Source organism: Bifidobacterium intestinale (assembly GCF_023656765.1).
GTDB classification, from domain to species: domain Bacteria; phylum Actinomycetota; class Actinomycetes; order Actinomycetales; family Bifidobacteriaceae; genus Bifidobacterium; species Bifidobacterium hominis.
This window is the reverse complement of sequence record NZ_JAMOKR010000005.1, coordinates 1-26,355: the sequence shown is the minus strand read 5'-3', so window position 1 is coordinate 26,355 and position 26,355 is coordinate 1. Positions and strand designations below refer to the sequence as shown.

At 55.9% G+C, this 26,355-nt stretch carries 18 protein-coding genes and 1 tRNA gene; 6 read left to right on the top strand and 13 right to left on the bottom strand.

The features are described 5' to 3' along the window. Positions 1–187 precede the first annotated feature (187 nt). The 3 genes from NBH13_RS07150 (at position 188) to NBH13_RS07140 (ending at position 3,581) form a co-directional block, all read left to right on the top strand. The gene (locus tag NBH13_RS07150; protein ID WP_410050772.1) at positions 188–1,000 is read left to right on the top strand and encodes a 16S rRNA (guanine(527)-N(7))-methyltransferase RsmG; all 813 of its coding nucleotides are present in this window, start codon (positions 188–190) and stop codon (positions 998–1,000) included. Between the two features lie 278 nt (positions 1,001–1,278). Beyond that, positions 1,279–2,223: a ParA family protein gene (locus NBH13_RS07145; RefSeq protein WP_099571671.1), complete on the top strand. Its 945-nt coding sequence runs from the start codon at positions 1,279–1,281 to the stop codon at positions 2,221–2,223. 2 nt (positions 2,224–2,225) lie between these two features. Further along, on the top strand, positions 2,226–3,581 hold the full coding sequence (locus NBH13_RS07140) for a ParB/RepB/Spo0J family partition protein (protein WP_250779423.1): 1,356 nt from the start codon (positions 2,226–2,228) through the stop codon (positions 3,579–3,581). Between the two features lie 233 nt (positions 3,582–3,814). Here the strand turns inward: NBH13_RS07140 and trxB are convergent, their stop codons facing one another. Both trxB and NBH13_RS08685 read right to left on the bottom strand, forming a co-directional pair. Further along, the gene (gene trxB, locus NBH13_RS07135) at positions 3,815–4,750 is read right to left on the bottom strand and encodes a thioredoxin-disulfide reductase (protein WP_099571670.1); all 936 of its coding nucleotides are present in this window, start codon (positions 4,748–4,750) and stop codon (positions 3,815–3,817) included. A 291-nt stretch (positions 4,751–5,041) separates the two neighbouring features. Continuing rightward, positions 5,042–5,164 (bottom strand): hypothetical protein, encoded by a 123-nt coding sequence (locus NBH13_RS08685; protein ID WP_260805169.1) that lies wholly within the window; start codon positions 5,162–5,164, stop codon positions 5,042–5,044. Positions 5,165–5,716: 552 nt separating this feature from the next. Here NBH13_RS08685 and NBH13_RS07130 point away from each other — a divergent pair. Then, positions 5,717–6,352 (top strand): 5' nucleotidase, NT5C type, encoded by a 636-nt coding sequence (locus NBH13_RS07130; RefSeq protein WP_250779421.1) that lies wholly within the window; start codon positions 5,717–5,719, stop codon positions 6,350–6,352. A gap of 205 nt (positions 6,353–6,557) precedes the next feature. On the opposite strand, the gene NBH13_RS07125 is transcribed toward NBH13_RS07130, so the two are convergent. From NBH13_RS07125 to NBH13_RS07110, 4 genes are read right to left on the bottom strand one after another with little or no spacing between them, the layout of a single operon-like run. After that, a complete protein-coding gene (locus tag NBH13_RS07125; RefSeq protein ID WP_180753728.1) occupies positions 6,558–8,597 on the bottom strand; it encodes a hypothetical protein in 2,040 nt (679 codons plus the stop codon). Between the two features lie 41 nt (positions 8,598–8,638). Next, positions 8,639–10,354, bottom strand: coding sequence for a murein biosynthesis integral membrane protein MurJ (gene murJ, locus NBH13_RS07120; protein WP_250779419.1), 1,716 nt, complete (start codon positions 10,352–10,354; stop codon positions 8,639–8,641). After that, entirely contained in the window at positions 10,351–12,513 is a 2,163-nt protein-coding gene (locus NBH13_RS07115; protein ID WP_250779417.1) for a DUF6049 family protein, read from the bottom strand. The genes murJ and NBH13_RS07115 overlap by 4 nt, the downstream gene beginning before the upstream one ends. Next, complete coding sequence (locus NBH13_RS07110) at positions 12,477–13,139, bottom strand: NUDIX hydrolase (protein ID WP_180753446.1); 663 nt, start codon at positions 13,137–13,139, stop codon at positions 12,477–12,479. Before NBH13_RS07110 ends, NBH13_RS07115 begins: the two co-directional genes overlap by 37 nt. A 73-nt stretch (positions 13,140–13,212) precedes the next feature. Here NBH13_RS07110 and NBH13_RS07105 point away from each other — a divergent pair, with 73 nt between their 5' ends. Beyond that, a complete protein-coding gene (locus tag NBH13_RS07105; RefSeq protein ID WP_099571665.1) occupies positions 13,213–14,634 on the top strand; it encodes a CCA tRNA nucleotidyltransferase in 1,422 nt (473 codons plus the stop codon). Between the two features lie 133 nt (positions 14,635–14,767). Here the strand turns inward: NBH13_RS07105 and NBH13_RS07100 are convergent, their stop codons facing one another. The 7 genes from NBH13_RS07100 to NBH13_RS07070 form a co-directional block, all read right to left on the bottom strand. Further along, positions 14,768–15,391, bottom strand: coding sequence for a LytR C-terminal domain-containing protein (locus NBH13_RS07100; RefSeq protein WP_099571574.1), 624 nt, complete (start codon positions 15,389–15,391; stop codon positions 14,768–14,770). Between the two features lie 44 nt (positions 15,392–15,435). After that, a complete protein-coding gene (locus tag NBH13_RS07095; protein ID WP_250779416.1) occupies positions 15,436–16,344 on the bottom strand; it encodes a 4-(cytidine 5'-diphospho)-2-C-methyl-D-erythritol kinase in 909 nt (302 codons plus the stop codon). Then, entirely contained in the window at positions 16,341–17,270 is a 930-nt protein-coding gene (gene rsmA / locus NBH13_RS07090; RefSeq protein ID WP_099571572.1) for a 16S rRNA (adenine(1518)-N(6)/adenine(1519)-N(6))-dimethyltransferase RsmA, read from the bottom strand. Before rsmA ends, NBH13_RS07095 begins: the two co-directional genes overlap by 4 nt. 74 nt (positions 17,271–17,344) lie before the next feature. Next, positions 17,345–18,850, bottom strand: a complete 1,506-nt coding sequence (locus NBH13_RS07085) for an aggregation-promoting factor C-terminal-like domain-containing protein (RefSeq protein ID WP_144171119.1) — start codon at positions 18,848–18,850, stop codon at positions 17,345–17,347. Between the two features lie 275 nt (positions 18,851–19,125). Beyond that, positions 19,126–19,199 (bottom strand) — tRNA-Thr (locus NBH13_RS07080). Between the two features lie 156 nt (positions 19,200–19,355). After that, complete coding sequence (locus tag NBH13_RS07075; RefSeq protein WP_099571570.1) at positions 19,356–20,339, bottom strand: DsbA family protein; 984 nt, start codon at positions 20,337–20,339, stop codon at positions 19,356–19,358. Positions 20,340–20,506: 167 nt separating this feature from the next. Then, a complete protein-coding gene (locus NBH13_RS07070; RefSeq protein WP_144163974.1) occupies positions 20,507–22,549 on the bottom strand; it encodes a serine/threonine-protein kinase in 2,043 nt (680 codons plus the stop codon). 450 nt (positions 22,550–22,999) lie between these two features. On the opposite strand from NBH13_RS07070, the gene NBH13_RS07065 reads away from it, so the two are divergent. Then, positions 23,000–25,894: a glycoside hydrolase family 3 N-terminal domain-containing protein gene (locus NBH13_RS07065; RefSeq protein ID WP_250779414.1), complete on the top strand. Its 2,895-nt coding sequence runs from the start codon at positions 23,000–23,002 to the stop codon at positions 25,892–25,894. Positions 25,895–26,355: the final 461 nt, after the last annotated feature.

Here is a 26,355-nt window from a genome sequence, read left to right as displayed (position 1 = left end):
CGTCACTATTTGGTGGCGCTTTTTTTTATTGCGATTGGTGAATGACTGCACGCGAGTCGTGCGCTGGATACGTGACGCCTATGTGCGCATGGACTTGCTTACGGTCTGCGTAGGCCGTGCGATATTGCCGGCATTGGTCGGGGAGTAATGGCTGGAATACCAGCAATGAGGAAGAGCAGGATATAGGATGGTGCCCATGAGTGATGTGACAGACGAACTTGATGATTCGCCGATTCTTGAGGAAGTGCTGGGGGATGCGTTGGACAAGCTGCGTGTCTTTCATGCGAAACTTGCCGAAGAAGGCGAACCCCGTGGCTTGATTGGGCCACGAGACGTTGGGATTATTTGGGAACGCCATATTCTGAATTCGGCTGCCATTGTGCCTTTCGTGAGGGAATCCACGGCCAATAAGCAGTTTAAAACGGTTGCCGATATTGGCAGCGGTGGCGGTTTCCCCGGTATCGTTGCGGCCGCATGCCTGCCGGATCACCAGTTCACGCTTGTAGAGCCTATGGAACGGCGTATCGAATGGCTGAACGAGTGCGTGGCGGACATGGAGCTGGAGAATGTTACGGTGGTGCGTGCCAGGGCCAATGAGATGATCGAGGCCATTGTGGGTGCGTCTGGCACTCAAGGCGGCAACCGTGGCAATGGGAACGCCAGAAACGGTAGAAACGGCAAAGGCGGCAGGAACGGCAGGGGAGCGGTTGCCCGCGGTCCTGTACTGGATTTGGATGGCAAGCCCATTCAGGCAAGGCATCCGTTCGCCGTGGTGACCTGTCGTGCCGTTGCGCCGATGACCAAACTATCCGGGTGGACGTTGCCGTTGCTTGAACGCGGTGGATGTCTGGTCGCATTGAAGGGAAGATCCGCTCAGGAGGAGATCGAAAAAGCCTCCATGGAGATCGCCAAGCGCGGCGGCGTTCGTCCGCGAGTGGTGAATGCCGAGGTCGGTCCGGGGCTTGAATCGACCCATGTGCTCATGGTGGATAAAAAGTAAGTTATCCACAATTTAGGCGAGTTGTCCACATTATCCACAGCTGGGGAATCGTTGAAATAAACCGCAGAGAAAATGTTGGAATGGCAATAAAATATCTGTGGATAACTTTTTGTGAGTAGCGCAAGTTATCCACTGACTATCCACAGTTATCCACATTTGCGCACAATGGGTGAGATGGGCTGATTCTGTCCACCCAAATGATGAAACTTGAATGTTAAGCATATCGTAAGGAAGGCTGACGTATGACTGGACCTGAAGGACCAGATAACCTGACATCGATGGAATCGGCAACGGAAACCATCAAACGAATTTTCGGAGGATCGGATTCTCCTCTTGGTTCGCAGATCGCCGACGAATCGTCTCGCTATCGCGCCTTGCAGAAGGCCGTTTGCCCAAAGCCGGAGCAGACGCGACTGATTGCGGTCGCTAACCAGAAGGGCGGCGTTGGCAAAACCACGTCTGCGGTGAATCTTTCCGCTGCGTTGGCTCAGTTCGGTTCCAAAGTGCTGCTGATCGATATGGATCCACAGGGCAATGCGTCGACCGCGTTGGGTGCTCCGCATGCGTCGGGAGAGCCGTCGGTATACGACGTGATCGAAGGTAGGAAAACCATTGCCGAAGTCAAGCGTGCCTGCCCTGATTTCGATCTGCTTGATGTGGTACCGGCCTCCATTGATCTGAGTGGTGCCGAGCTGGAAGTCGCCGACATGGAAAATCGCAATGTGCTGCTGAAAACCGCGGTTGACGAGTTTCTTGAGAACAGCGAGGAACACTACGATTACGTGATTATCGATTGCCCTCCAAGCCTTGGACTGCTGGTAATTAATGCCATGTGCGCGGTGCATGAGATGCTGATTCCGATCCAGGCTGAATACTATGCGTTGGAGGGGCTTGGCCAGCTTATCAATACCATCGGGCTGGTGCAGGAACATTTCAATCCGTCACTGCTCGTTTCTACCATGCTGATTACCATGTTCGATAAGCGAACCCTGCTCAGCCGTGAAGTGCATGACGAGGTCAAAAGCCACTATCCGACCATCGTGTTGGACACCACGATTCCACGAACGGTGAAAATATCGGAAGCGCCAAGCTTTAATCAAAGCGTTATCGCCTACGACCCCAAGGGCATGGGTGCAATCTCCTACTGCGAGGCCGCGTTGGAACTCGCACGTCGCTCGCAGACGGTGTTGCAGGCTATCGATGCAAGAAGGAATGAGAACTGATTATGGCTACGAAATCACGTTTAGGCAGGGGTCTCGGCGCGCTGTTTCCGTCTCTTCCAGGAGAGTCGGCAAAATCGGAAGCTGCCGCTGAGCCGGCTACTCCTGCTGCAGGGGTGAAGGCCGATAACAAATCGTCCGCGAAAACTTCCGGAAATATGGCTGACAGTGCCGACGTGCCGTCTGTGGAAAAGAATGCAGGCGCTAAAAGCTCCATGGTGACAGCCAAGGCTTCCGTCGATGCCGTCCGCGACATGAAGAAAAACGTTTCACGTGAAATCAAGAAGGGAGGCGTTCATCGTGCCAGCATGCCTTCCATCACGCTGAACGAAGCGGCTCATCCAGCTGACATGTTCTTCGGTGCCACTAGTCCTGTCGCTCCTTCTGCCGATGTGAAGCAGGGGAGTGTTTCACGTGAAACTATAGCGGTAAAAAAGAACGAAGATGCAAAGAACAGCGAACCGGAACTGCTGCCGGTGCAGGGTGGATACTTGGTTGAATTGCGTCTGAGTGACGTCGGACCCAACCTGCATCAGCCGCGTACTATTTTCGACGAGGATGATCTTCGTGAACTTGCCGATTCCATCAAGGAAGTCGGCGTGCTGCAGCCCATTGTCGTACGGAAACGTCCACTCTCGCAGATTGAGGCCGCGCGCAAGGAGAACGCCGCCAACAATGCCGAGCCGCACAATATGTTCGACGGTCGCATGGATAGCATGTATGAGCTCATCATGGGCGAGCGTCGTTGGCGTGCTTCACAGATCGCAGGTCTGAAAACGATTCCTGCGATCGTCAAAACCACGGCAGACGATGACATGTTGCGTGACGCTCTGCTGGAGAATCTGCATCGCGTTGCGTTGAATCCGCTGGAAGAAGCGGCTGCCTATCAGCAAATGATCGACGATTTCGGTCTGACACAGGCGCAATTGTCGAAATCTGTATCGAAATCACGCCCGCAGATCGCAAATACCTTGCGATTGCTGAATCTGCCTGCAACCGTGCAAAAGAAGGTCTCTTCCGGACTCTTATCGGCAGGTCACGCGCGTGCGCTGCTGGGATTGCCGGCCGAAGCTGATATGGAACAGCTTGCGACGCGCATTATCGCCGAAGGACTGTCTGTTCGCAGCACCGAGGAAATCGTGTCGATGAAGGCCGCCGAATCGGATCAGCCGAAGAAGGTGAAGACCAGCAAACTGAATCCGTGGGCGGGAACGCCAATGCAGGTCGGCCTTGAAAAGAGGTTCGACACGAAGGTGTCCATCAAGGGATCCAAGGAACATGGTCGCATCGAAATCGTGTTCAAATCCGAAGACGACATGAAGCGCATTGTCGACATGCTCATGCCTTCTGCTGAAGAATAGTATTTCTCGAGTTTCTCTGTCTGATCAGTGTGATGTTCGCAGAAGGGCGGCATATTCTATTCACGACACACTCAAGGCTGTTTGACCAAGCTTACAGTCGTGAACAGAATATGCCGCCCTTCCGTTCGTTTTTCCAGTTTTTGCAGGGCATGACCGTGTATCACGGTCACATAACGGTCATTCATACAGTCATGATTGTGAGATGACTGTATGAATGACCGTCATGGGGAGTGCTACTGCTCTAGGTAGGCTTGGGCGTCAAGGGCAGCCCGGCAGCCCATGCCGGCGGCACTGATCGCCTGACGGTAAATACTGTCAACGCAATCGCCTGCTGCAAAAATACCGGCAGTGCTGGTGCGTGTGCTGGCGCCATCCACCTGAATATATCCAGCCGCATCTCGCTGCACAATGCCGTCAATAAAAGTTGTGGCGGGGGAGTGGCCGATCGCTACGAAAATACCGTTTGCGGCAATCGTGCCAATCTCTCCGGTGATGACGTTGCGAATGTTCACGGATTGTGCTCCGTTGTCGTCTCCCAATATTTCCTCCACCACGGAATCTGTGATGATGGTGATTTTCGGATTCTGTTGAGCGCGTTCCACGAGAATCTGCGATGCGCGGAATTCGGAACGACGATGAATCAACGTCACCGACGATCCAAATCGGGAAAGAAAATCAGCTTCAGTGAATGCGCTATCGCCGCCGCCGACCACAATAATCGGCTTATCTCGGAAGAAGAAGCCGTCGCAAGTCGCACAATATGACACGCCCTTGCCGGAATATTCCGCCTCTCCGGGGATGCCGAGCTTGCGGTATTCCGATCCGGTTGCGATGATCAAAGCACGGGTTTCGAAAACGTCTCCCAGATCGACGCGCACGGTTTTCACGCCGGTGGCGTCATCGTTGCTCACGGAAACAACGTCATCCCAAATGATTTCTGCGCCGAACTTCTCCGCTTGGCGTTGCATATTGTCCATGAGTTCCGGTCCCATAACGCCATCGGGGAAGCCTGGGAAATTCTCCACTTCGGTGGTGTTGACGAGCTGCCCGCCTGGGGTCAGCGCGCCCGCGATGACCAGTGGTTTGAATCCAGCTCGGCCCAAATATATGGCTGCGGTATATCCGGCAGGGCCGGACCCGACAATAATCGCATCTCGCAAATCACTCATATTCCCACTGTAGCGAATCGTCAAAACGGACATCCACGCATCTCACGATTTCGCGCATTCCTTTTTCTTATGGCGTATTATCAAGTACCTTCCGAATCGGATCATCTACAGAGTTTCACGTGAAACACGAGTTGTTGTGTGTGGTTATGTGAGGGGCTGTGTGTGCAGTTGCTGGTGGTGGCTGGATTCTTGGCAGTGCTTGAGCGGAACATGAGAAAAGGGCTTGCGCTCCATGCGGAACGCAAGCCCTTTGGTTATTTAAGTGTGACGCCTGCTTGTGCAGGCCTTGGGTCACTTGTTGATGACCTTCTTGAACAGATCGGCGCTAGCCTTGGCGAGTGCGAACTGGCCGAAGCCTGGATCGATGGAAGCGAGGTTGGCGTTGACGATCTGGTTGAAAGTGTTGTTCTTCATGATGTTTCCTTTCGTTCGGCTTGGCGGCGTTCTTGTTTTCTTTTCTTTCCTCTGGCCGCTGCCGTAAGTCTTGTTTATTGTTTCAGCGCGGGTGGCGTTGCCGTTTCCCCGCGTGTGGGGTGCGGTTCCGGTTTTCTCTCCGGTCCCTGCCGCATCGTGTCTCTTTGTTCTGTTGTGCCTTCATTATAGGCAGGTGCAACCGTCAATGTCATGCAACGATCGTTGATTCTTTTGTATTTTCATCGGCTAATCTTGAAATAAACGTAATGATGCTGTGATGAAAGTTGATCGTCGATTGCCGGGCAGTATCGCCGTCGCAAAAAGAAGTGGTGTGATCTTTGAATTTTCTGTCTTTTTATGAAAGTCTCAAAATCGTTCTTCTGTAAGATTTTTGGCAATCTCGTCTTTTTCTATCCCTTTTCTATCTTCCTTACCTGCGGGAGTATTTGCGCTTGTTGCCGACGAATGTCACGGTACATTGATTGATAGCGAGCTGATTGGCGTGGCTATTCGACGGGCTGATCGGCATCAGGCATAAGAAAGGAACGTGATATGGCGACTATTCCTGAACAATACGAGAGTCAGCGCGTGGGCGTGCAGGGATATCGCGTGCTCAATCTCGATTTGGACGGCGTCTGCGCGGATTACAAAGGTGCGATCCGCGATTATCTGCATCGGCAGGGCATTGACGTGCCGGAACGTGCGTTGCGGGCCGCGCGCTACAATCTCACCCGCGAGGATGGATGGCCGTTCGACACGCTTGACGATTACATCGAAACGCATAAAGCCGCGGAACGTGAGCATCTGTATGCGACGATGAAGCCGCTTCCGGGGGTAGCGCAGGCGCTGCAACGATTGGCGGGCGAGCACGTGTACATTCGCATCGTCACGCATCGGCTGTTCGTGTCCGGCCAGCATCAGATGGTCGTTTCCGACACCGCGCAATGGTTGGATAGCAATCACATTCCGTACATGAGCCTGTGCTTCACTGGGCTGAAAGACAGTATGCAGGCCACGATCCACATCGACGATTCGCCGGCGAACATCGAAACCCTGCGCGAAGCCGGGCAGCACGTGGTTGTGTTCGATCAGCCGTACAACAGCGCGTACGATGGTCCTCGAATCGACAGCTGGAGCGACGTCAACGTCGAAAAGCTCCTCACCCTCTTCGAACACTGGCCGGAGTAAGTGGTCTGCGCGGCGGATTGTCTGTACAACCCCGGTTGTATGTCTGCACAAGTCGATTTGACCACTAATTTGGGATATGTAGTTGATTGACATCAACGATTTCGGCAGACAATCGAGTGGCAGATACAAAGGAGGGCACGTGCATATTACACGTGCCCTCCATGCGCGTCTTTTCCGGAAAACGTTAGAAAGACGGTGACAACGATTAGAAGATCTGCAGGGAATCGATGTACAGCTGGCTGCCGGGCAGACTGTCAAGCGGCACCCACAGCATGATGTCCTGCGTTTTCACAGACTTGTCGAACTTCACTTCGGTAGTGCCGGAATCGTCGAATTTGAACTGTGCCACCTGCTCACCCTGGGACGGGCTGTTCGTCGCGTTTACGCGAATGTATCCCTGGCCGCCCGAAGAACGAATCTTGATGACCATGCGAGACACGTTCTGCGGTTGGCTCAGGTGCACGTAATATCCGTAGCCCTGCTGTCCGTCAGGGTTCGACAGGAACTGACGATTGTCGATTTCGTATGCAGTCGTGTTTTCCGGCTGCTTCGGATTCGGTACCTTCTTCGACTGCTTGTCAGCGGTCACGACCTTGTCTTCGGTTTTCTTGAGTTTCTTGGATGATGAATCGCCAGATGCCGGCGCATTGGCGGAAGTATCGGAAGAATCCGCGGAATTGGACGAATCGGTATTGTTGGACTTATCGGTATTGCCGGACTTATCAGAATTGGAAGAATCCGCGGAATTCGCATCCGTCTGATCGCCCTCGCCGAACGGCACCTTGTCAAGATTTATTTCCGGCCATGGTCCTTCGGAATCAGTCGTAACCGAATCTGAAGGCTTCATCAAACCCTGAATAGCGAAACCAAGCGCTACCGCAACAACAAGAACGGCAACGATAATCGCAACGACCTTCGTTTTCAGCTTGCCAAACAGTTTCGCGTCGGCAACGTCAGTACTCGCCGACGTGGGAGAAGGATTCTTCGGTGTGAAGCTCGGCGGAACTGCGGCTCGACCGGCGGCATACGCGGCGTCGATCGCCTCCTGCTCTGCCTTCAACGCGCGAGCGGACTCCTCGCCGGGCTGAATGACCTGACCGTCCGCGCCGATCACTGGAATGCGGCCGGTTTTTTCCAACTGGGAATCGTCTGACGACATGCCGTCGGACGGTACTGAAACCCTGATAGGGAAGGAGAAGGGGGAATCGCTGGTGTCGGTCACGCCATCGATGTCTTCTTCGCTCAGCAGCTCACGGCCGCTGCTCCACAACGATTTCACCGCTCCGCTGGTGGCTGCGACGCTTTTCGCCAAAGCCTCCTTGCCATCGGAAAAATCGTTATGCGGTTCGGGAGCCGTGAACGTCATTTCCGGAATGCTTCCAGTCACCGCCAGCGTATCCGGTAGCAGGAGCGTATCCTTCTCAAGGATCTGCAGCAACGGAACATTGGCGATCGAGCACTCCGAATCCATGGAAGGCAACGTGACATCCATACCCCCCAACGATGACAGCGGCTGGTACTCGCCAAGCAGCGCCTCCAATTCCGCGAGAGTCGCCATCGGAACGGTGGGGAAGCCGTCGGCCTCTTCAAGCTCAAGTCCGCGCTTGCAGATCACACGGAATTCCATCGGCGTGGTCGGCGCGAGCGCGTCCAGACGGAAATCAGTCGACAATGTGGACGGACGGCGGGTCAGCATCGCATACAACAATGCCGCAATCTGCCGAATCGCAAGCTGTTCCCGATTTTCCAAAGCCTGCGCGCGAGAAGTGTCGGCAAGCATGACGCTCACCGGAGCGTCTGCAATCTGAATGCCGGAACGGGTCAGGCGCACCGTGTCGGTGCTGATGGAGAAATGCGTGAGATTGTCTTTTTGCAGCACATGCAACGATTCGATGACTTCGCCAATGATGGAACGCATGGCTGTATAGCTCAACGGCTGGTTGGCGTTCAGCGCAAGATATTCGCTGAGGGCCATGCCTTCGTCAAGCTGTGTCACCACCAGCGCGACCTTGCCGACATGCTGGAGTTGCAACACTTTTGTGAAGTGGGAGTCGTGCGAAATGGCCAGCATGGAAGCGGTTGCGTTGACTTCCTGCAATGCCTTGCTGCTGCTGACGATAAACAGCTGGCAATCCCGTGCGAGCACATGGTCGCTGGCCTTCCAGACCTGCAGTCCGGTTTCTTCGCGCAACGGCGAAACGAGCACGTAGCGATTGCTGATGGTATCTCCCAGCTGAGGTTTCATGGGTTCCTTCAACTTTTTGTAAACGTTTGTTCTGCCTATGGTCACTCGCCGTTTTCGGCGTCGCCTTGCTCCAGTCTATCGTTGGGGCTGGTCGGCTTGCGAAGTCCGGGAATACGTGAGGAAAGCAGTACGATCGCCTCGTCGAATTCCTCAGAACGCAGCAGCCGCAACATGCCCGCGTAAACGATGAAAGTCACTATGGTCAACAGCGCAGCGCACACCACTGCCTGAATCCAGTTCATATGACCGTCCACCGCTCCGATTTGGGCGCCGACGAGCTGGTAGACGCTGTCACGTGCCATCACGCCGATGAGCATGGCAGCTGCTGCCGCGCCAATCGATTTCAGATACGAGATGGCTATGCGCGGACCGTCGATATTGTTTTCGAAACGTTTGCGCAACATGACATACAGGACGGGAATCGGCAGTATGTAGCTTATGGCTCCTACCGTGCCGATCATTGTCGTCCATTCGGTAGGGGGAAGTAGCTTCGCGCCGATTATCACGCCTACCGCTTGAATGCCCATGGCGAACAGCATGAAAATGAACGGCGATTTGCCGTCTTCGAATCCATAGAACGTGCGCTGGATAATCAGATACGCGCTGGCGAACGGAAGTCCCACGCCAAGCGTGACCAACGGTCCCGCCATAAGAATCGCCTCTCTGACGCTCACAGACGGCAGCAACGCGAGAATGATCGGAACGGGCATCACTACGAAAGCGACCGAGAAATAACACATGATCACGCCCATATTGCGCATTGCCTGGCTTAAATCGGTGCGCGCTTCGGCGATATTATGGTCGGCGATCGCACGGGATATTTTCGGGAAAATCGCGGTTGCAAGCGAAACGGCAATCAGCGAATATGGCAGCATGTAAATCGTGTACGCGTTCTGGTATGAGGCATTGCCGGCCACATCGAGCGGATTGATACCGAACTTCTGCTGCGCGAGCATCGGCGCGTTGGTGGACGTGCGCGTGATTACGATATTGGCGAGCTGGTCGATTACGACAATGCCGACGCTCCAAGCTGCGACCGGTCCCATCGAACGCAAGCCGATGCCGCGAAGTCCGAATTGCGGGCGGTATTTCAATCCGATTTTGGTCAGCGGAATGAACAGCACCAACGCTTGGAATGCCACGCCCAATGTCCATGTTCCGGCCGTCAAAGCGATTTTGTCGGCGGTCCAGAAATCAAGCGGATGCTCCGTGGCGCGGCCGAACAATGCGATGAATGTGCCGAAGCCGATGCAGCTGATGATGTTCGCACCCACCGAACTCCACGCATACGCGGTGAAGTGGTCTTTGGCTGCGAGAATCTGACCGATCACCGTATACAGGCCGTAGAAGAAGATCTGGGGCATGCACCACAAAGTGAACGAGGTTGCCAACGCCATGGTTTCCGGGCCGCCGTTCACATACAGTCTGGTGAGCAGTGGCGTGCACAGCGCCATCAGAATCGTCACCGCCAACAACATGGTGATGGCGAGCGTGATGAGCCTGTTGAGCTTGGTTTCGGCGTCTTTCGCCTTCAACGTGCGCACGATCTGCGGCACGAGCACGGCGTTGAAAATACCGCCGGAAACCAGGGTGTAGATGACCTGCGGAATCATGGACCCGGCCTGGTAGGCGTTTGCCGCATAGCCGGTGGTGCCTAAAGCCCAGGCGAGCAGAATGGTACGGATTTGCCCGGTCACGCGCGAGGCCGCGGTGCCAGAGGCCATGATCAGTGAATTACGGCCAACGGAAGAACTCATTCGTCGGGATCCTTCTTACGGTGGAATTGGCGCCACAGTCCCAAAGCTCCAAGCAGCACGGCGATGCCGATGATGATGAAGCCGGTTTTGTCGCTGATTTGCAATGCGCTGGTGATGTGGGTGGTTTGTGTCGCTCCGAATGCGATGCCCTGCCTGTCCTGCAGGCTGAGTGTGGCGTCCGCGGTGCCGGAGGTGGCCACACGGATGATGAATGCCACTTGGGCTTCGCCGTTTGCGGGTACCTCCACGGTGTCGAAACGCGAAGTGACAATCTGCATGGAGTTGGTCAATGATGAGACTTTTACCGTGACCGGATAGGGGTGGCTGTTGCTGATGGTAACGGGCATTTGCGCGGTTTCGCTGACCACGTTGACGTTTTCCGTCGGTGTGATGGTCACTCCGTTGATGAGCAGGGACGCCAGTTGCCCGGCTCCTTCCACCATGGTGCTTCCGGCTGGATTTTCGCCGCCTAGCGCGTGCAGGGCCATGATGCCGTGCGCGTTGACGAGCTGTCTGCGCCACGCTTTGAGGCCTGCGGGGGACTGCTTGGCATCGTCGGCGACGTCGGTGAGGATGGACGCGTTGAATCGTTTGATGTCGCTTGTCGAGGCTGCCAGCGTGTTGAGCGTCTGCCTGAGATTGGCTTGTGTCGCATCATTGATTCCGTCGGATTGTGGTACGATCGCGGCCGCATCGTCATCGCTCAAGGCGGGGTCGGCGTTGCTTAATGTGTTCAGATCGGTGATGTTCAGCCACGGCGATTGTTCGACGTCCGTCATCAGCGCATCCACGACGGCTGGGTCGGAATTGTCGTTTAGGCAGACCAGCAGGTTGCGTTCCGCATACGGCTGTTCCATTTGGTAGAACGCGCTTTGCGCGACGAATCGTGCGAGACGCCCGGCCGTTGTTCCCTCGCCATCCGCTTCGGCGTCGGCACTGGTCGCCTTGCCCTGTGCAAGGTTGGAAAGCACGCTTTGCGCGGTCAGTACGGTGACGTCGCCCGCGTCGGTGGCCACTATGGCCTTGCCTGTTTCTGCGGTAGCCGCATCGTTCTCTTCGAAATCATGCGTGGCGATGACGGTGTCGTACCCCTGCTGCTTGGCTTTCGTGAGCGCCTCGATCGTCCAATTGCCGGTGCCCTGCCATGCATACGTGGTCATACTTGCGTTCGGGTCGCCCAACGCCGATTGATAGTTTTCCAAGGCCTGTTCGGCGTTCCATTGCGAGGTGCCGACGCTTGCCGAATCATAGGTTTTGCTGTCGTTCAGCGCGGAATAGGCGGTGATGTCGAATAGGGCCGGTTGCGTGATGCCGTCGACTTGCGTCGGCATCGGCATCGCCTTCAGATAGGTCGGATCGGCCACCACCTGCAGTTTGTCATGCTTGGTGAACGTCTGTTCCAGCGACTTGAGTCGTGCCTCGTCTTCTTTGCCGGGAACGGCGATTTTCGAAAGTTCTGCGGAAGTGACGCCACCTTTGTTGACGAGCTGTTCCAGCATGGTGTTGTCGGTGGTCCATCCTTGCGCTTCGAGCGGCTGCACGATGGTGATATTCATCGCGGGCGTGTCGGGGGTATTGATTCCAGCTCCGGTCCGTGTTGCGAAAGTGTGTGCTTTGTCTTGCTGGACTCCGCCGGCCTCATAGCTGAGAGTGATGGGCTTGGGACCCCAGGAGTTGATGGATGCCAGTGCCTCTTGGCTTGATTCCGCGTCGATGCGCACGTTCGCTGAAGCTCCCGGCTGAAGCGCGGGAACCTCGCTTTGGCCCACGATATTGGGCGTTGGGATCTGCCCGATGCCTTCCGACCATTCCTGGATATCGTTGCGCGACACGAACGTGTAGAAGGCGTTCATGGCGAGGGTCAGCGTGCCCGATGGGATTTCCTGATCTGTGGTGTTGGTCACCGTTGCGCTCAGATGATAGCCGGAAGTGTCTGTCAGCACGGCTGTGGAGGAGTCGATTGACAGCATGGCTCCCGATTGTGTTTCCTGTGTTTCTTCGGCTTTGGCATGTGGCGTAGGTGCGTATAACAACATCAACGCCATGGTCATGACCATGGCGAGGATTGCCGAAAGAGCACGTATGCCGTGCGGAACGTTCCGTTGTGCGGGTTGATTCACCTTCACGCCTGTCTGTTGAGTTTCCTTGCGTACAACCATGCTATCTTTCGTTCGTTCGGGTAGCTGAGAACGTCGTCCAAATCAGCAAAATCCACCCAAATCGCGTCTTCTGCCTCATGGTCCGGGTCGCCTTCCACCGTCAGCTCGCCGCCGATCTGGCGCAATGCGAAGTGATGCACCAGCTTGTGCACGCGCTGGCTGGTTCCCGTGAACCAGTAGTCGATGGTAGCGATGGAATCGACCACTTCACCCAAAATGCCGGTTTCCTCATGTACCTCGCGAACGGCGGTTTGCTGCGGTGTCTCGCCTTTTTCGATATGACCTTTCGGCAGGCACCATTCCAAATGCCCGCTGCGTGAATGACGTGCGATGATCGCCACACGGCCCTTGTCATCGAACACGAGACCGCCCGCCGAATATTCGCGTACCACCGGCAGTTCCTGCGCGTCGAGCGAGGCGAATGTGGTCGGACCGTCTGTGGCGCGCCGTTGCGGCATCATTGCTGGGGTGGGTGCGCTGGGCGTGATGATGGTCTCTTGCCGCAAGGAAACGGACTGCGATGTGTACAGCAGTTTGTCCGATTCCATCGGATTTTGGGTATGGTCGTCCGCAGCATGGGCAAGCATGCGTGCAAGGTCTGCGGGCGTAATCATGATTCCAACCATACTCAATTCTGTGTGCAGGTGGGGTAACGGTATGCTAGTAAGGCAGAAACTTGTGGTGTCGGAAAGGGATGGCGTGAACTTCGAAGTGTGGCCAGAGGCCATTGAATTAGGGCGTATGTTCGCCGCGGAAGGCTATGAATTGGCGTTGGTGGGAGGTCCCGTCCGGGACCTGCTGTTGCATCGTAAATCGCATGATTTGGATTTTTGCACGTCGGCGCGTCCTGAGCAGTTTGAACATATTTTGCGCCGTTTTGGGCGTGATGGCTTTTGGGATATGGGACGCAAATTCGGCACGCTGGGTGCGATGCGCCGTCGCGAGGATGGCACGGAAGTGCAGGTTGAGGTAACGACTTACCGTTCCGACACGTATGACCCCGACTCGCGCAAGCCGGAAGTTAATTATGGCGACACGCTGGAAGGCGATCTTTCCCGCCGTGATTTCACGGTGAACGCCATGGCATTGCGCGTGCCCGAACTGGAATTTGTCGATCCGTTCGGCGGTGCGAACGATTTGGCCAAGGGCGTGTTGCGCACGCCGGTCGATCCTCGCCAGTCGTTCGATGACGATCCGCTGCGCATGATGCGCGCCGTGCGTTTCGTGGCGCAACTGGGCTTCCGCATCGAACCGGAAACCGCCGAAGCGTTGACCGACATGGTCGATCGCATCGAAATCGTTTCCGCCGAGCGCGTACGTGACGAACTGGTCAAAATGCTGCTGTCCGATCGACCGCGTGCAGGTATCGAAGCGCTGGTCGATTCCGGTCTTGCGGATATCGTCTTCCCGGAAATTCCGGCATTGCAGCTCGAAATCGACGAACATCATCGTCATAAGGACGTGTTCGAGCACACCATGATCGTCATTGATCGTGCTGTCGCTCTCGAAACCGGCCCGGACGGTCCTGTGCCAGCTCCAGACCTGACGTTGCGTCTTGCCGCGCTCATGCACGATATCGGCAAGCCGAAGACGCGTCGTTTCGAATCGGGCGGCAAGGTGAGTTTCCATCATCATGATGCGGTCGGCGCGAAAATGACCCGCAAGCGCCTTAAGGCATTGCATTTCGATCATCATATGGTCGAGGACGTCAGCGAACTGGTCAACCTTCACTTGCGTTTCCACGGATACGTGGAGGAGCCGTGGACGGATTCCGCGGTCCGCCGTTACGTCAAAGACGCAGGCCCGCTGTACGAGCGTTTGAACCGCCTGACGCGTGCCGACGCGACCACGCAGAACAAGCGCAAGGCCATGGTGTTCTCGTCGGCGATGGACGAGATGGAACAGCGCGTGCGCGATCTGAAGGAGAAGGAGGATTTCGACGCGATCCGCCCTGATCTGAACGGTGACGAAATCATGCAGCTGCTCGGCATTGAACCGGGACCGCTGGTTGGCAAGGCGTACAAGCACATGCTGGAATATCGTCTCGATAACGGCCCGGTCGAGCGTGATGTTGCTGTTGCCGAGTTGAACCGTTGGTACGAGGAACAGCAGGCCGAATAATCCGCCTTCTGACCTCACGATTTGCAAACTGACCTCATGATCTTGATTTTCAGTAAAAAATCGAAATCATGAGGTCAGAAAATGAAAATCGCGAGGTCAATCCAAGAATCTGCAAATCAAAAAAATCTGCAAATCACACGGCGTCGTGTTCGGGGGCCTTCTGCACGTCGGCCATCTTGTCGACGGTAACGCATCCTTCGAAGCTTTCGATCTTCTTGCCGGCGGTCGGCACTTGCTTTTGATCCTGCAGATTGTCGAAGGTTGCGCCAACCACAACGTCGATCAGCATATCCTCGCGATCGTCCATCACCATTTTCGCGTCGGTGAAGTTGCTGTTCACCGTGTACGCCTGATTAACGGCGTTCTTGCCGAAGATGATCATCGTGCGCTCCACCTGGGAACTGGTGTAGTTGCCGGCGGCCTGGGTGTTGAACTCGCGATTCTGTAGCGCGCTGCTGACGGCTTGTGCGAAGCCGGAGAATTCAGTGCCGTTGAGCACGCGCACGGTGATGTTGCGGTTCTCCACGTATTTGCCGTTGCTTCCGTCCTGTTCCTGGGTGGCGCAAGGAGCCTGCTGGCCGTAATTCGGTTGTACTGCAGCCGACTTGACCCTGCCCAATCCTCCAACATGGAAGAAGAACAGCAGGGAAGTCACCAATGCGACCGTCAAAATGGCGCCAGTTATGGTGAACGCCACCTTTTGACGGCGGCGAATGTACTGTTTGCGCGCGGCGCGCTCATCGTTAGCCTGAGTCATGTACGAGTCCTTCTCCAAAAAATCTGTTGACTTCAACCTTACTGTTACGCGATGATATGCACAATCGGATGGGCCGGTGCCTTGGTGGCGATGATGCGGTCGACGCAACGGCTTTCCTGCCATGCCGACTGCACCGCGTGTGCGGCATCGTCGGTTGGTACGAATGCGATTACGGAAGGGCCGGATCCGGAGACGAACGCTTGCTTTGCGCCTGCTCGCAATGCTTCGTCAATCGCCTGTCCGCTACGTGGGTGCAGTGAGATCGCCGCTTGTTGCAGATGATTGTTGTCTCCCGGGTCGGCGCCGATTTGGTCGAACATGGCATACACTTCCGGCGTGCGCAGTTCCGCCTGATATGCGCCGACCAGCAGGCGGCCTGCAAAACCCTGTCTCGTCAGATTTCGCACGTCGTCGCTGTACTCGCTGAGCTGTTCGATCTGCTCGCCGAAGCCTGTGCCTCGCGCGTAGCCTCCGGTCAGACAGAACGGCATATCCGCGCCTAATGTGGCGGCAACCTGCTGCAACCGTTCGATGGGCCAATCAAGATTCCATAGCGTGTTCAACGCCAAAATCGTGGCAGCCGCATCCGCGGAACCACCCGCCATGCCTGCGCCGACGGGAATGCGTTTTTCGATGTTCAACGCCACATCCGGTTCATGGCCGCTCGCCTCGGCCAAAGCGAACAGGGCAAGTACTGCGTGGTTGCGTCGCATATCGTTGCCTGAGGAGGCCAGGTCGCCAAGATAGGCGCCTTCGAGGTTCAGTGAAAACCCGGATCCAGGTCTTTTGCGGCTGGCGGTGACGGTGTCGTACACGCTGACGGCGCAGTAAATGGTGTCCAGCTCGTGCCGGCCGCCCCATTCGCTGCGTGGCTTGCCTACGTGCAAGGTCAGATTCGTTTTCGCCGGGCAGTCCACACTGACCGTGTTGATTGCGTTGCCGTTGCCGCTCATGCTTCCGGCACCTCGCCCATGGCTCGTGCCAGTGCCACGAATTCGTCGATGGTAAGCGTCTCGCCGCGTCGCGTCGGATCGATGCCTGCCCGCTCAAACGCTTCGGAAGGTACGATTTTCTTCAACGCGGCATGCAGGGTTTTGCGTCGCTGCCCAAATGCGGCGTCGATGAGACGGAACACGGTTTCGCGGTCCACCACGGAACCGTCGGGATTGTTGGCGGAAGGCGTGTGCCCGCCCTCGTATCGTTTGAACAGCACCAGCGCGGAATCCACATTCGGCGCCGGCCAGAACACATTGCGCCCGATAATGCCCACACGTTCCGCGGTGCCGTACCATGCGAGCTTCACGCTTGGAGTGCCGTAGATCTTTGAACCGGGTTTTTCACTCAGTCGGTCCGCGACTTCCTTCTGCACCATCACCAGAAAAGTTCCGAGATTGTCAAAACGTTCCAGCAACGTCAGCAGAATCGGCGTGGCCACGTTGTATGGCAGATTTGCTACGAGGGTGAACGAATCGTCATTATTGAAATCAGGCAGATTTTCCGGCGTTACGGTCAGTGCGTCACGGTTGACTACACGGAAACGATCCACCGCGTCCGGCATGAATTCGGCGATGGTGCCAGGCAGTCGTTCCGCAACGGGCGGGTCGATCTCCACGGCGGTCATCGTTGCACCGGTTTCCAAAATCGCCAATGTCAGTGAACCCAATCCAGGTCCGACTTCCAGCACGTGATCGTCGGCGGTCACACCCGCCTCGCGCACGATACGACGAACCGTGCCCGGGTCGATTACGAAATTCTGCCCGAATTTTTTTGTCGGGCTGATACCGGCCTCGGCTGCGATACGGCGAATGTCAGCAGCCCCCAACAGGTGGCCTTGCACAGTTTCGTCGGTTTCGTTGGTTTCGTTCGCGTTTTCTGTCATTACCTCATTATCCGTTCAACTGGTATGAAAAAGTGTGTGTTGTTACGTTTGCGTATTGTTGCGATCGGCGTTGTTTAATACCATCCGACTTGCTCGGAATGCTCCCATGCCTTCGATGGGTTGCCGTATCGTTGCGCGATGTAGCTTAGACCCCAGTCGATCTGTACGGCCGCATCGTCACGCCAGTTTGCGCCGAATGCCGCCATTTTGCTGCCTGGAAGCGATTGCGGGATGCCGTAAGCTCCGGAAGATGCGTTTTCCGCATACCACAGCCAGCTTGATTCGCGCGTCCACAGTTTCACCAGATCGGTCCAGTTTTGCCCGGTCCAGCCATATTGCGCCGCGGCTCCGGCTGCGTAGGCCTGTGCCTGCGCGGGGGAAGGGTGGTAGAGGCGGCATCCTGCCGAAGGATCGGAAGGTTGCGGTGTCGGGGTGGGCGTCGGTGTCGGATCCGGTGTGGGGGCCGGGTCCGGAGTTGGCGTCGGATCCGGGTCCGTTTTTGATCCGGAATCGTCTTTCTTGCTGTCGTCTTTATTGTTGTCGCCCGAATTGTTCGTATTATCGGAATTATTGTTCGAATCGTTTTTCTTGTCGGAATTATCGGAATTGTTGTTCTTATCCGAATTATCGTTCTTTCCGGAATTATCCTTTTTCCCGGAATTGTCGGCATTGCCGGTATCTCCGGAATTGCCGGATCCGCCACCAGAACCAGAATCGTCGGAAGATGCTGCCGGTCCTACTGCGATGATCCGGTCAAGGGCGATTTTCGTGGTTGTTTCGTTGGTCAGCGTCTCGCTTTCCTTCTCGCCATCCACATACGTGACGTCGTACGTTTGCTGGATTTCGCCTTCCTCGCCTTCCTGCCTGACTACGACTTCGCCAGGCTGCAGACTGGGATCGATGATGGTTTGCGTGCCGAATGGCACCGCTTTCGTGCGTGTCTCCTCGCCGTGCGTCACGCGGCGGACGCGCAGGATCGTTTCGCCGTTGTCTTTTTCGACGCTGACGCGATCCTCCTTGTTCAGCGTGATGCCTTTGGAGTCAAGAATGGAGGCCGCCGGCAGTTTGCCATTTGGTGCTGCGGAGCTTTGCCCGTCTGCGATGACGGTGACCGGCCCGTTTTGGTTGATGATCAGTCCGCCGGTGAGTTTGTTGTACACGTTGTCGATATTGACGGTGACTTTTGCTGCGTCTGCTTCATTTTGTTCGAAAAAGCCGATTAGCTGATCCGCGCTGGTCGCCACTGTCCAGAAAGGTACTTCCTGCCCGTTGATGGTGATGGTGGTCTGGTAGGCGCTTCGTACAGTCACCACGTCATGGTTGTTCAGCATGCTGGTGGGGCTGGTGGATTCCACAAGATCATGCGTTTTGACTTTCACGCCACGCTCTTGCAGCAGACGGTCGACACTCATCGCGTATGTGGTTACTGTGGTGGTTTTGCCATCGATGGTCAGAGCTACGGTTTTGCGCGCGCCTACGCCGAATGCGAGCGTCGAGGCGAGCGTCAATGAGACCACGCATGCCGTCACACGAACACGCCGAAGCGTCACAAATCTCCGGGGGGTCCACCTTCTTGTCATACGTCCTCTTTCCAGCGACTGCCTACATCGCCGTCATTGTAACGGTCAGATCGGGACGAGTGGCATGGTTCCCGCTGGTTTTATCTATACCGCCACATTTTTGAGGAAAAGGAATAAAGAAAAAGGGGGCAGGAGAGAAGGGGATATCCTGCCCCCTGTCCGGACGAGGCAGGTTGGGGGAAGCCTTGTCCGGTTACCAGAAGCCATAAGTTGGGGGAAGACTTCTGGATCACTTACCCATGGTAAGAGGTTAAAGCCCGTCAAAACGGGTTTCGAGCCTCCTGTCGGGATCGAACCGACGACCTGCCGCTTACAAGGCGGCCGCTCTGGCCATCTGAGCTAAGGAGGCTTGTGCCGCTTTCTAGCATAATGCATAAAAACGGCAACGATTGAATAGCATAACCAGCGTGCCCGATGCCGTCAACTTGGAACTGCGCTTTGGCTGGCACGCTGGCGAGTAGGGGGCTATTATTTTTCGATTATGAGGATTGAGTAGGAGGGCCGATCACTTACCAGTGGTGTTGGAGATCGGATCCTTGTCGGAGCCGATGGAGGGCATCACGCCTTCCTTTCCAATATCGTCTGACTTGATTCCAATGGCCTCCAGCAGACCTTCCTTGATGGTCTCCTGCGCGGTGCTCAGCTGGTTCATATCCCAGAACTTGCCGTTGATGGTCACCGTTGGGGTGGTCATGCTGCCCTTGTAGTTTCCGGACGTGTTCCACAGTTCGGAACGCTTCGGCGTATAGGCATCGATGGCGTCGAGCCAATCCTGGTAGTCACGGCCGAACGCCTTGTCGGCAACCTCTTCGGAAACGCCGGAAGCGATCATCTGCTTCTTGATCTGATCATCGCTGACTGACTTGTAGTTAGAGCTTTCCTCAGGCTGGAAATCCTCGGCGTACATTTTTTCCATGAACGTGATCAGATGCGTTGGATTGCTGTCATGTTCGGCCAGGTAGATTGCGGCATTCGCGGCACGGCTTGAATATTCGTCAGTGGACCATTTGTCCATGAACGCCATGAAATGCAAGTCAAGATTGATCTGACCGGCGTCGACCATCTTCTGCAGATCCGCATCAAGCTGACGATGCAGATTGCCGCAACCGGGGCACAGGAAATCCATGTAGATCGCAACCGTCGGAGCGCCTTCGACAGACTTGCCGTAGCCATCCTTCGAAATCAGCAATCCGCCCTTGTTGTCGACGAGCTTTGGCGTGTTCTCGGCCTTCTGCAGCTTGTCGTATGCCTCTTCCACGGTTTGGGTGGAAGCTTGGGTTTCGGCATTCTTGTGCATGTTGTGATACACGGTGAACGCGCCGATCGCCACCAGGATCACCAGCACGGCCACCACGATGGCACCGATGATGGTCTGCTGCTTGCGTTCCTTTTCCATCTGTTCGGCGCGGGCCTTCATGGCCGCGGCCTCAGCGGCCCTACGCTCGGCGCGGCTGGCGCGCTTCTGCGCATCCTTACTGTTCTGGGCCATCCACATTCCTTTCGATGTTTCATCGTTTGCTGCGCACCATAGTAGTGTGGGCGCGTTATTGCTGAATGAAGTATTTCGTAAAAGCTTACGTTGCCATACTACGTGCGATTGTCTGACGTTTTTCTGAGGATTGCAAACGTTTGCCGATTCTTGGTTTTCGCTACATTTCATATGGATTCCGCAGGAGTGCTGGATTTCGGGCGACCACGTAGCGTTCCAGCTCCCAATCGCAACACCAGAGCTCCCGGAGTGAGGGCGGAGACCAGCCAACCGATGGCGCAGCAACCAGCCTGGACGACGCCGCTTTGCGAAACCGGTCCTTCAATCCAAGTCGGCAGTGGAATCGTGAATCCGAATATTGCGGTATCCACCATGGTGAACGGCAATTGCAATGCGACTGTGGCGATCGCCAATCCCAATGCGGCGATCGCAGCCATGATCAATGCGCGCGGCACCGCATAACCCAGCCCCTTGAGCACATGCCAAGGCAATGTGGCGGCGCGTGCGAACCAATCAGAGGCTTTGCGGCTGCCTCCACGGCGTCCCTCGCGTTCCAGCTGCGCTTCCATATTGAAGCCTATGGTGGTGAGCAGCCAAGCCAGCAGTGCGCCCGCAGCCCATGCCAGCCAAGGCGAGAACAAGCCGAATATCGCTACGGGAATGGCCAAGAGCGCGCAGAGGAGCGTGCCTCGGCTCAACAGCTCGCCACGAAGTACATCGGCTGGATTCGGTGGCTGCGGCGCATTCGGGTTGAGCGGGGCCACCGGGGCTGTCGGCGTGATCGGAGTGGCCGGCATAACTGGCATAGTGGACGTTGGTATGTCTTGCGCCTGCACGTTTTGCGCCATTTCAACCGACGCATTCGGTATTACCGCCGGTGGTCGCTGGTTGGCAATGCGTTGCAACGCCGGTTTGATGGCCGGATCGATTTGCGTGGCTTCTTGAGTGGGATTCCACGCATCCTGCACCGGCATCACCCGCGTGGATTGCGGTGTGTCCAGTGGTGCATCTTGCGGCAGCACGCTGGTATCTCCGCTATCAACAGGCAGCATGCGCGTGCCGGTGCCAAGAGGAATCGTCGTGGTATGTGCGTTGATATCCATGACCGAGGTGCCGGCATCGGGCGCATCGGCAATAACGGTATCGGTTATGTCAGCAATACCGGTTGTTCCGATTGGCTGCGTGGCCTCAACGAATTGCGGCAAGGTGCGTGTGCCGATGGCGTCTTCGCCCGTTACGTGATCCAGCGCCCGCCAAAGCTCTCGTGGATTGTCAGGCGATTCAGCAAAAGGGGGCATCGCCTCCGGTGTGCCCGCAGCTGAACTGGCAGTATCTGCAGCATCCCAAGCTTGCGGATTCAACGCATCCAACGCAATCGCCTGCAACAATTCGTCGGGCGTGCAACGTTTCGTACGATCCGGATTCAACGCTGAACGGAACGCGGCCATGGTTCCCGCCGGGAGCCCGGCCAAATTCGCGCTTCCCGCAGCGGCACGCTCCAACACGGTCATCATCGGCTTCGTACCGAACACCGGCTCGCCGGTAGCGGCAAACGCCAGCACGCTCGCCACTGACCACCAGTCGCTCATCTCATCGGATTCCGCGCCATCAATGATCTCCGGTGCGATGAATCCCGGCGTGCCCATAACCAAACCCGTGCGCGTCACATGACTTTCGCCCTCGCCCATGGCAATACCGAAATCCACCAATACCGGTCCGGTATTCGACACCATCACATTCGTCGGTTTGATATCGCGGTGCACAATACCGGCCGCATGCACGGCCTTCACCGCCTCGATCAGCTTGCGCCCCAACCGCTCCAAATCGTCGCCCACATACCTGCCGTTGGCTCGCACATCCTCACGCAGATTCTTGCCCTCGATCAACTCGGTCACAATGAAGGCCAGAGCATCATCCAATTCCATATCCACAATGCCGCACACGCCCGGATGACGCACCTTCTGCAGCGCCATAGCCTCCCTGCGCAGACGCTCGCGTGCGGTCAGCTGATCGCGGGAACGTTCGCCGGATGCATCTTCCTCGGCAAGGGAATCGCGCAAGATCTTCATCGCATACTGGTGTCCGCCGTCATCGCGCACGCGCCATACCGATCCCATCGCCCCCGATCCAAGCCGTGAAATCAACGTGTATCCGCCAACGAGGCTGCCCGCCTCCAGATTCAATGCGCTTAAGTCGCTCATGGAACCCATGGTACTTGCCTTGCGTCAGTTGCCGTTGAAGCAGCTCGCCGCAGTGTGCCGAAATCATCATAAAAACCGCGATCGTGCATCCAACGTTCGATTAAGAACAGAGATTTACGCAATATAGCAACGATATTCAGTAAGATAAGCAAGGATTTACAACAATCTGCGGAGAAATGCATATTGTTGCATACGCAATCATGCAACAGGACTATATGTGCGCGAACGGTGGTTTTGCATGCGCAAGTGGCATGCAGATTATGCGCGTGAAACGACAGGCTGGGAAAAATCAGGACGCTTTTTCCGCGGATTTTGGTGAAATTAAAACATCGACATGAAGAAGTGTCTTCACTTCTGAAAATCATGCGGTGCGGGGCAGCGTTACGTGATTTTTGGTTTCGATGAGGAAATCGGGGCCTGTATGTCGTTTGGTTATGAGAATCAAGGAGGAGGCAGACCATGCTGCAGATCAACATGGCTGACGTCATGAACGTTATTGGTTCGTTGACGCCGTACCTGATTGCGATTGGCGTAATATTTGTGCTCGCGCTGATCATCACTTTTGCCGTCAATAAGAAGACGGTGAAGGAAGTGGCGACCCGTAAGATCATCCACTCCGAGTCTTGGCTTGTGGCGCTGGTCGGTATTGTCGTCGCGGTTTCCATGATGCTGTCCGGTCCATTGTCGACGCTGCTCAACAACGCGACCGCCACCAAGTACATGCTGTCTGATGCTACTGTTTCCAAGGCCAACGAGCTGGCCAAGGAAGTGCAGTCGGAAGCCATCACCATGCTGAAGAACGACGATTCCAACCTGCCGTTGAGCAACAAGAAGGTCAACGTGTTCGGTTGGGGTTCCACCAACCCGGTTTATGGCGGCACCGGCTCCGGCTCCATGTCTGACCAGTACGACACCGTTTCCCTGCTTGATGGCATGAAGGAAGCTGGTCTTGAAACCAACGCCGACCTGACCAAGCTGTACACCGATTACCGTGCAGATCGCCCAGTTGTTGGCATGTCCGTTCAGGATTGGACCCTGCCTGAGGTTCCGGCCGACCAGTATTCCGATTCCTTGATCTCCGATGCGAAGAGCTTCTCTGATGAGGCCGTTGTGGTGCTCACCCGCGTTGGCGGTGAAGGTGCCGACCTGCCGAAGAACATGAAGGCCGAAGGCATTACCTACGAGAACAACTCCAAGGATTACGAGGACTTCAAGGATGGCGAGAGCTTCCTGCAGCTAAGCCAGACCGAGCGCGACATGCTTGATCTGGTCACCAAAAACTTCAGCAAGGTCACGCTCGTGTACAACGGCGCCAACACCTTCCAGTTCGACTTCCTGAACGACTATCCGCAGATCCAGTCTGTGGTGTGGTGCCCGCCTGCGGGCCAGACCGGCTTCTCCGCGCTTGGTGACGTGCTCGCTGGCGAAACCAACCCGTCCGGCAAGACCTCCGACACCTTCCTGAAGGATCTCACCCAGTCGGTGTCCTACAACAACTTCGGCAAGTTCGAATACACCAACATGGATGACAAGGCCGCCAAGTACAAGGGCTTCACCGGTGATGAAGTCACCGCCATCCCGGGCTTCGTCAACTACTCCGAAGGCATCTATGTGGGTTACAAGTTCTATGAGACCGCAGCCACCGAAGGCGCTATCGATTACGATTCCATGGTCGCTTTCCCGTTCGGCTATGGCTTGAGCTACACCACCTTCGAGCAGAAGCTCAACGATGTAACGTACAAGGATGGCAAGGTCACCGTTGACGTGACCGTCACCAATACCGGCGATACTGCCGGCAAGGACGTTGTCGAGGTCTACTACAACCCGCCGTACACCGAAGGTGGCATCGAGAAGGCCAGCACCAACCTGGTTGGCTTCGAAAAGACCAAAGAACTCAAGCCGGGCGCTTCCGAGACCGTGACCGTCGAATTCGACGACGATGACATGGCTTCCTACGATTACCAGAATGCCAAGGCGTACGTGCTCGAAAAGGGCGATTACGACATTTCCATCAACTCCGACTCCCACACCGTGATTGATTCCAAGAAGATCACCGTGGAAGACACCATTACCTACGATTCCGATTCGAACACCCACAATGATGACCAGACCGTGGCCACCAACCAGTTCGATGACGCCGCTGGCGATGTGACCTACCTGAGCCGTGCCGGACATTTCGCCAACTACAAGGAAGCCACTGCGGCTCCGACCAACTTCGAAATGTCTGACTCCGCCAAGGAAACCTTCTACAACAACACCAACTACGATCCGTCTCAGTTCAACGATGATTCCGACGAAATGCCGACCACTGGCGCCAAGAATGGTCTCCGTCTGGCCGACATGTACGGCAAGGATTATGACGACGCTGATTGGGACAAGCTGCTTGACGAGCTGACCTTCGACGATATGGACAACCTCATCGCCAATGGCGGCTACGGCACTCCGGCCGTCTCCTCCGTCGGCAAGATCCAGCTCACCGATGCTGACGGCCCGGCCTCGCTGAACAACAACTTCACCGGCGTCGGTTCTATCGGATTCCCGGCTTCCACCGCATTCGCTTGCACTTGGAACAAGGATCTGGCCAAGCAGTTCGGCGAGATGATCGGCGACATGGCTCACGACATGCACGTTGCCGGCTGGTACGCTCCGGCCATGAACATCCACCGCAACGCATTCTCCGGCCGTACCTTCGAGTATTTCTCTGAGGATGCGCTGCTCTCCGGTGCCATGGCTTCCAACGAGATCGCCGGTGCCAAGGAGAAGGGCGTGTACTCCTTCATGAAGCACTTCGCACTGAACGATCAGGAAACCAAGCGTATCGAGATGCTCTGCACCTGGACCAACGAGCAGGCCATGCGTGAGATCTATCTGAAGCCGTTCGAGATGAGCGTGAAGGAAGGCGGCGCCCAGGCCGTGATGAGCTCCTTCAACTACATCGGCAACACCTATGCCGGCGCTTCTAACAACCTGCTGAACACCGTGCTCCGTGACGAGTGGGGCTTCAAGGGCTTCGTCCTGACCGATTATTTCGGCGGCTACGGCTACCAGAATGCCGATCAGGAGATTCGTAACGGTAACGATTCCATGCTGGCCACCACCAAGATCACCAACCACATCACCGACAAGTCCGCAACCTCCGTGAAGGCCATGCGTACCGCTGCTCACAACATTCTGTACACCGCCGCCAACAGCTGGCAGTATGCAGACGGTGAGCCGAAGGTCGCCACCCCGATCTGGAAGACCGCCATGTACGTGGCTTGGGGCGTGACCGCTGTTCTGGTGATTGCACTTGAGGCTCTGGCTATCAAGCGCTACATGAATCGCAAGAAGGCCAAGGCTGAAATCTCCGCCTGATTTCGTTTCCTTCTAGTGGATCAACATCAATAACTGAATAACAACTGAAGATAGCAGCTGAAATACAGCGAGGGTCGCCAGCTTTCCCCAGTCGGCGGCCCTCGCTGTATTTCAACGTGTATTTCATTGCGTATGTCACTTCCAGTGTGGCCAGGTCTATTTTTGCCTTCGTAAAGCGGTGCTGGATTCCTCATATGTTCCTTATGTAGTGCCGACACGCCCGGATGTTGGCTTGCGGTGGGGTGTTTTGAGGTTTTTCCGACGGTCTTTTGCCGCGCGATGGTGTTCCTTGCCCGCTTTTCCCGCGTTTTCGACACGCCGGTGGAGTCCAGTGTTTGCAATGGTTTTCGTGGTGTTCGTGGATGTCCGATTTGCGTTGCCGGCCGTTGTGCTGTAGGTTTATCTCTTGCTGCCGCTCAGCGAGTGGTTCCCCGGCTGGGGTTCCCTGAGGTGGGTGAGTG

What these genes read in the sequence shown, in the direction of transcription:
- NBH13_RS07150 (WP_410050772.1), top strand. Translation starts at nt 188, where the DNA reads ATGGTGCCCATGAGTGATGTGACAGACGAACTTGATGATTCGCCGATT.
- NBH13_RS07145 (WP_099571671.1), top strand. Translation starts at nt 1,279, where the DNA reads ATGGAATCGGCAACGGAAACCATCAAACGAATTTTCGGAGGATCGGAT.
- NBH13_RS07140 (WP_250779423.1), top strand. Translation starts at nt 2,226, where the DNA reads ATGGCTACGAAATCACGTTTAGGCAGGGGTCTCGGCGCGCTGTTTCCG.
- trxB (WP_099571670.1), bottom strand. Translation starts at nt 4,750, where the DNA reads ATGAGTGATTTGCGAGATGCGATTATTGTCGGGTCCGGCCCTGCCGGA.
- NBH13_RS08685 (WP_260805169.1), bottom strand. Translation starts at nt 5,164, where the DNA reads ATGAAGAACAACACTTTCAACCAGATCGTCAACGCCAACCTCGCTTCC.
- NBH13_RS07130 (WP_250779421.1), top strand. Translation starts at nt 5,717, where the DNA reads ATGGCGACTATTCCTGAACAATACGAGAGTCAGCGCGTGGGCGTGCAG.
- NBH13_RS07125 (WP_180753728.1), bottom strand. Translation starts at nt 8,597, where the DNA reads ATGAAACCTCAGCTGGGAGATACCATCAGCAATCGCTACGTGCTCGTT.
- murJ (WP_250779419.1), bottom strand. Translation starts at nt 10,354, where the DNA reads ATGAGTTCTTCCGTTGGCCGTAATTCACTGATCATGGCCTCTGGCACC.
- NBH13_RS07115 (WP_250779417.1), bottom strand. Translation starts at nt 12,513, where the DNA reads ATGGTTGTACGCAAGGAAACTCAACAGACAGGCGTGAAGGTGAATCAA.
- NBH13_RS07110 (WP_180753446.1), bottom strand. Translation starts at nt 13,139, where the DNA reads ATGGTTGGAATCATGATTACGCCCGCAGACCTTGCACGCATGCTTGCC.
- NBH13_RS07100 (WP_099571574.1), bottom strand. Translation starts at nt 15,391, where the DNA reads ATGACTCAGGCTAACGATGAGCGCGCCGCGCGCAAACAGTACATTCGC.
- NBH13_RS07095 (WP_250779416.1), bottom strand. Translation starts at nt 16,344, where the DNA reads ATGAGCGGCAACGGCAACGCAATCAACACGGTCAGTGTGGACTGCCCG.
- rsmA (WP_099571572.1), bottom strand. Translation starts at nt 17,270, where the DNA reads ATGACAGAAAACGCGAACGAAACCAACGAAACCGACGAAACTGTGCAA.
- NBH13_RS07085 (WP_144171119.1), bottom strand. Translation starts at nt 18,850, where the DNA reads ATGACAAGAAGGTGGACCCCCCGGAGATTTGTGACGCTTCGGCGTGTT.
- NBH13_RS07075 (WP_099571570.1), bottom strand. Translation starts at nt 20,339, where the DNA reads ATGGCCCAGAACAGTAAGGATGCGCAGAAGCGCGCCAGCCGCGCCGAG.
- NBH13_RS07070 (WP_144163974.1), bottom strand. Translation starts at nt 22,549, where the DNA reads ATGGGTTCCATGAGCGACTTAAGCGCATTGAATCTGGAGGCGGGCAGC.
- NBH13_RS07065 (WP_250779414.1), top strand. Translation starts at nt 23,000, where the DNA reads ATGCTGCAGATCAACATGGCTGACGTCATGAACGTTATTGGTTCGTTG.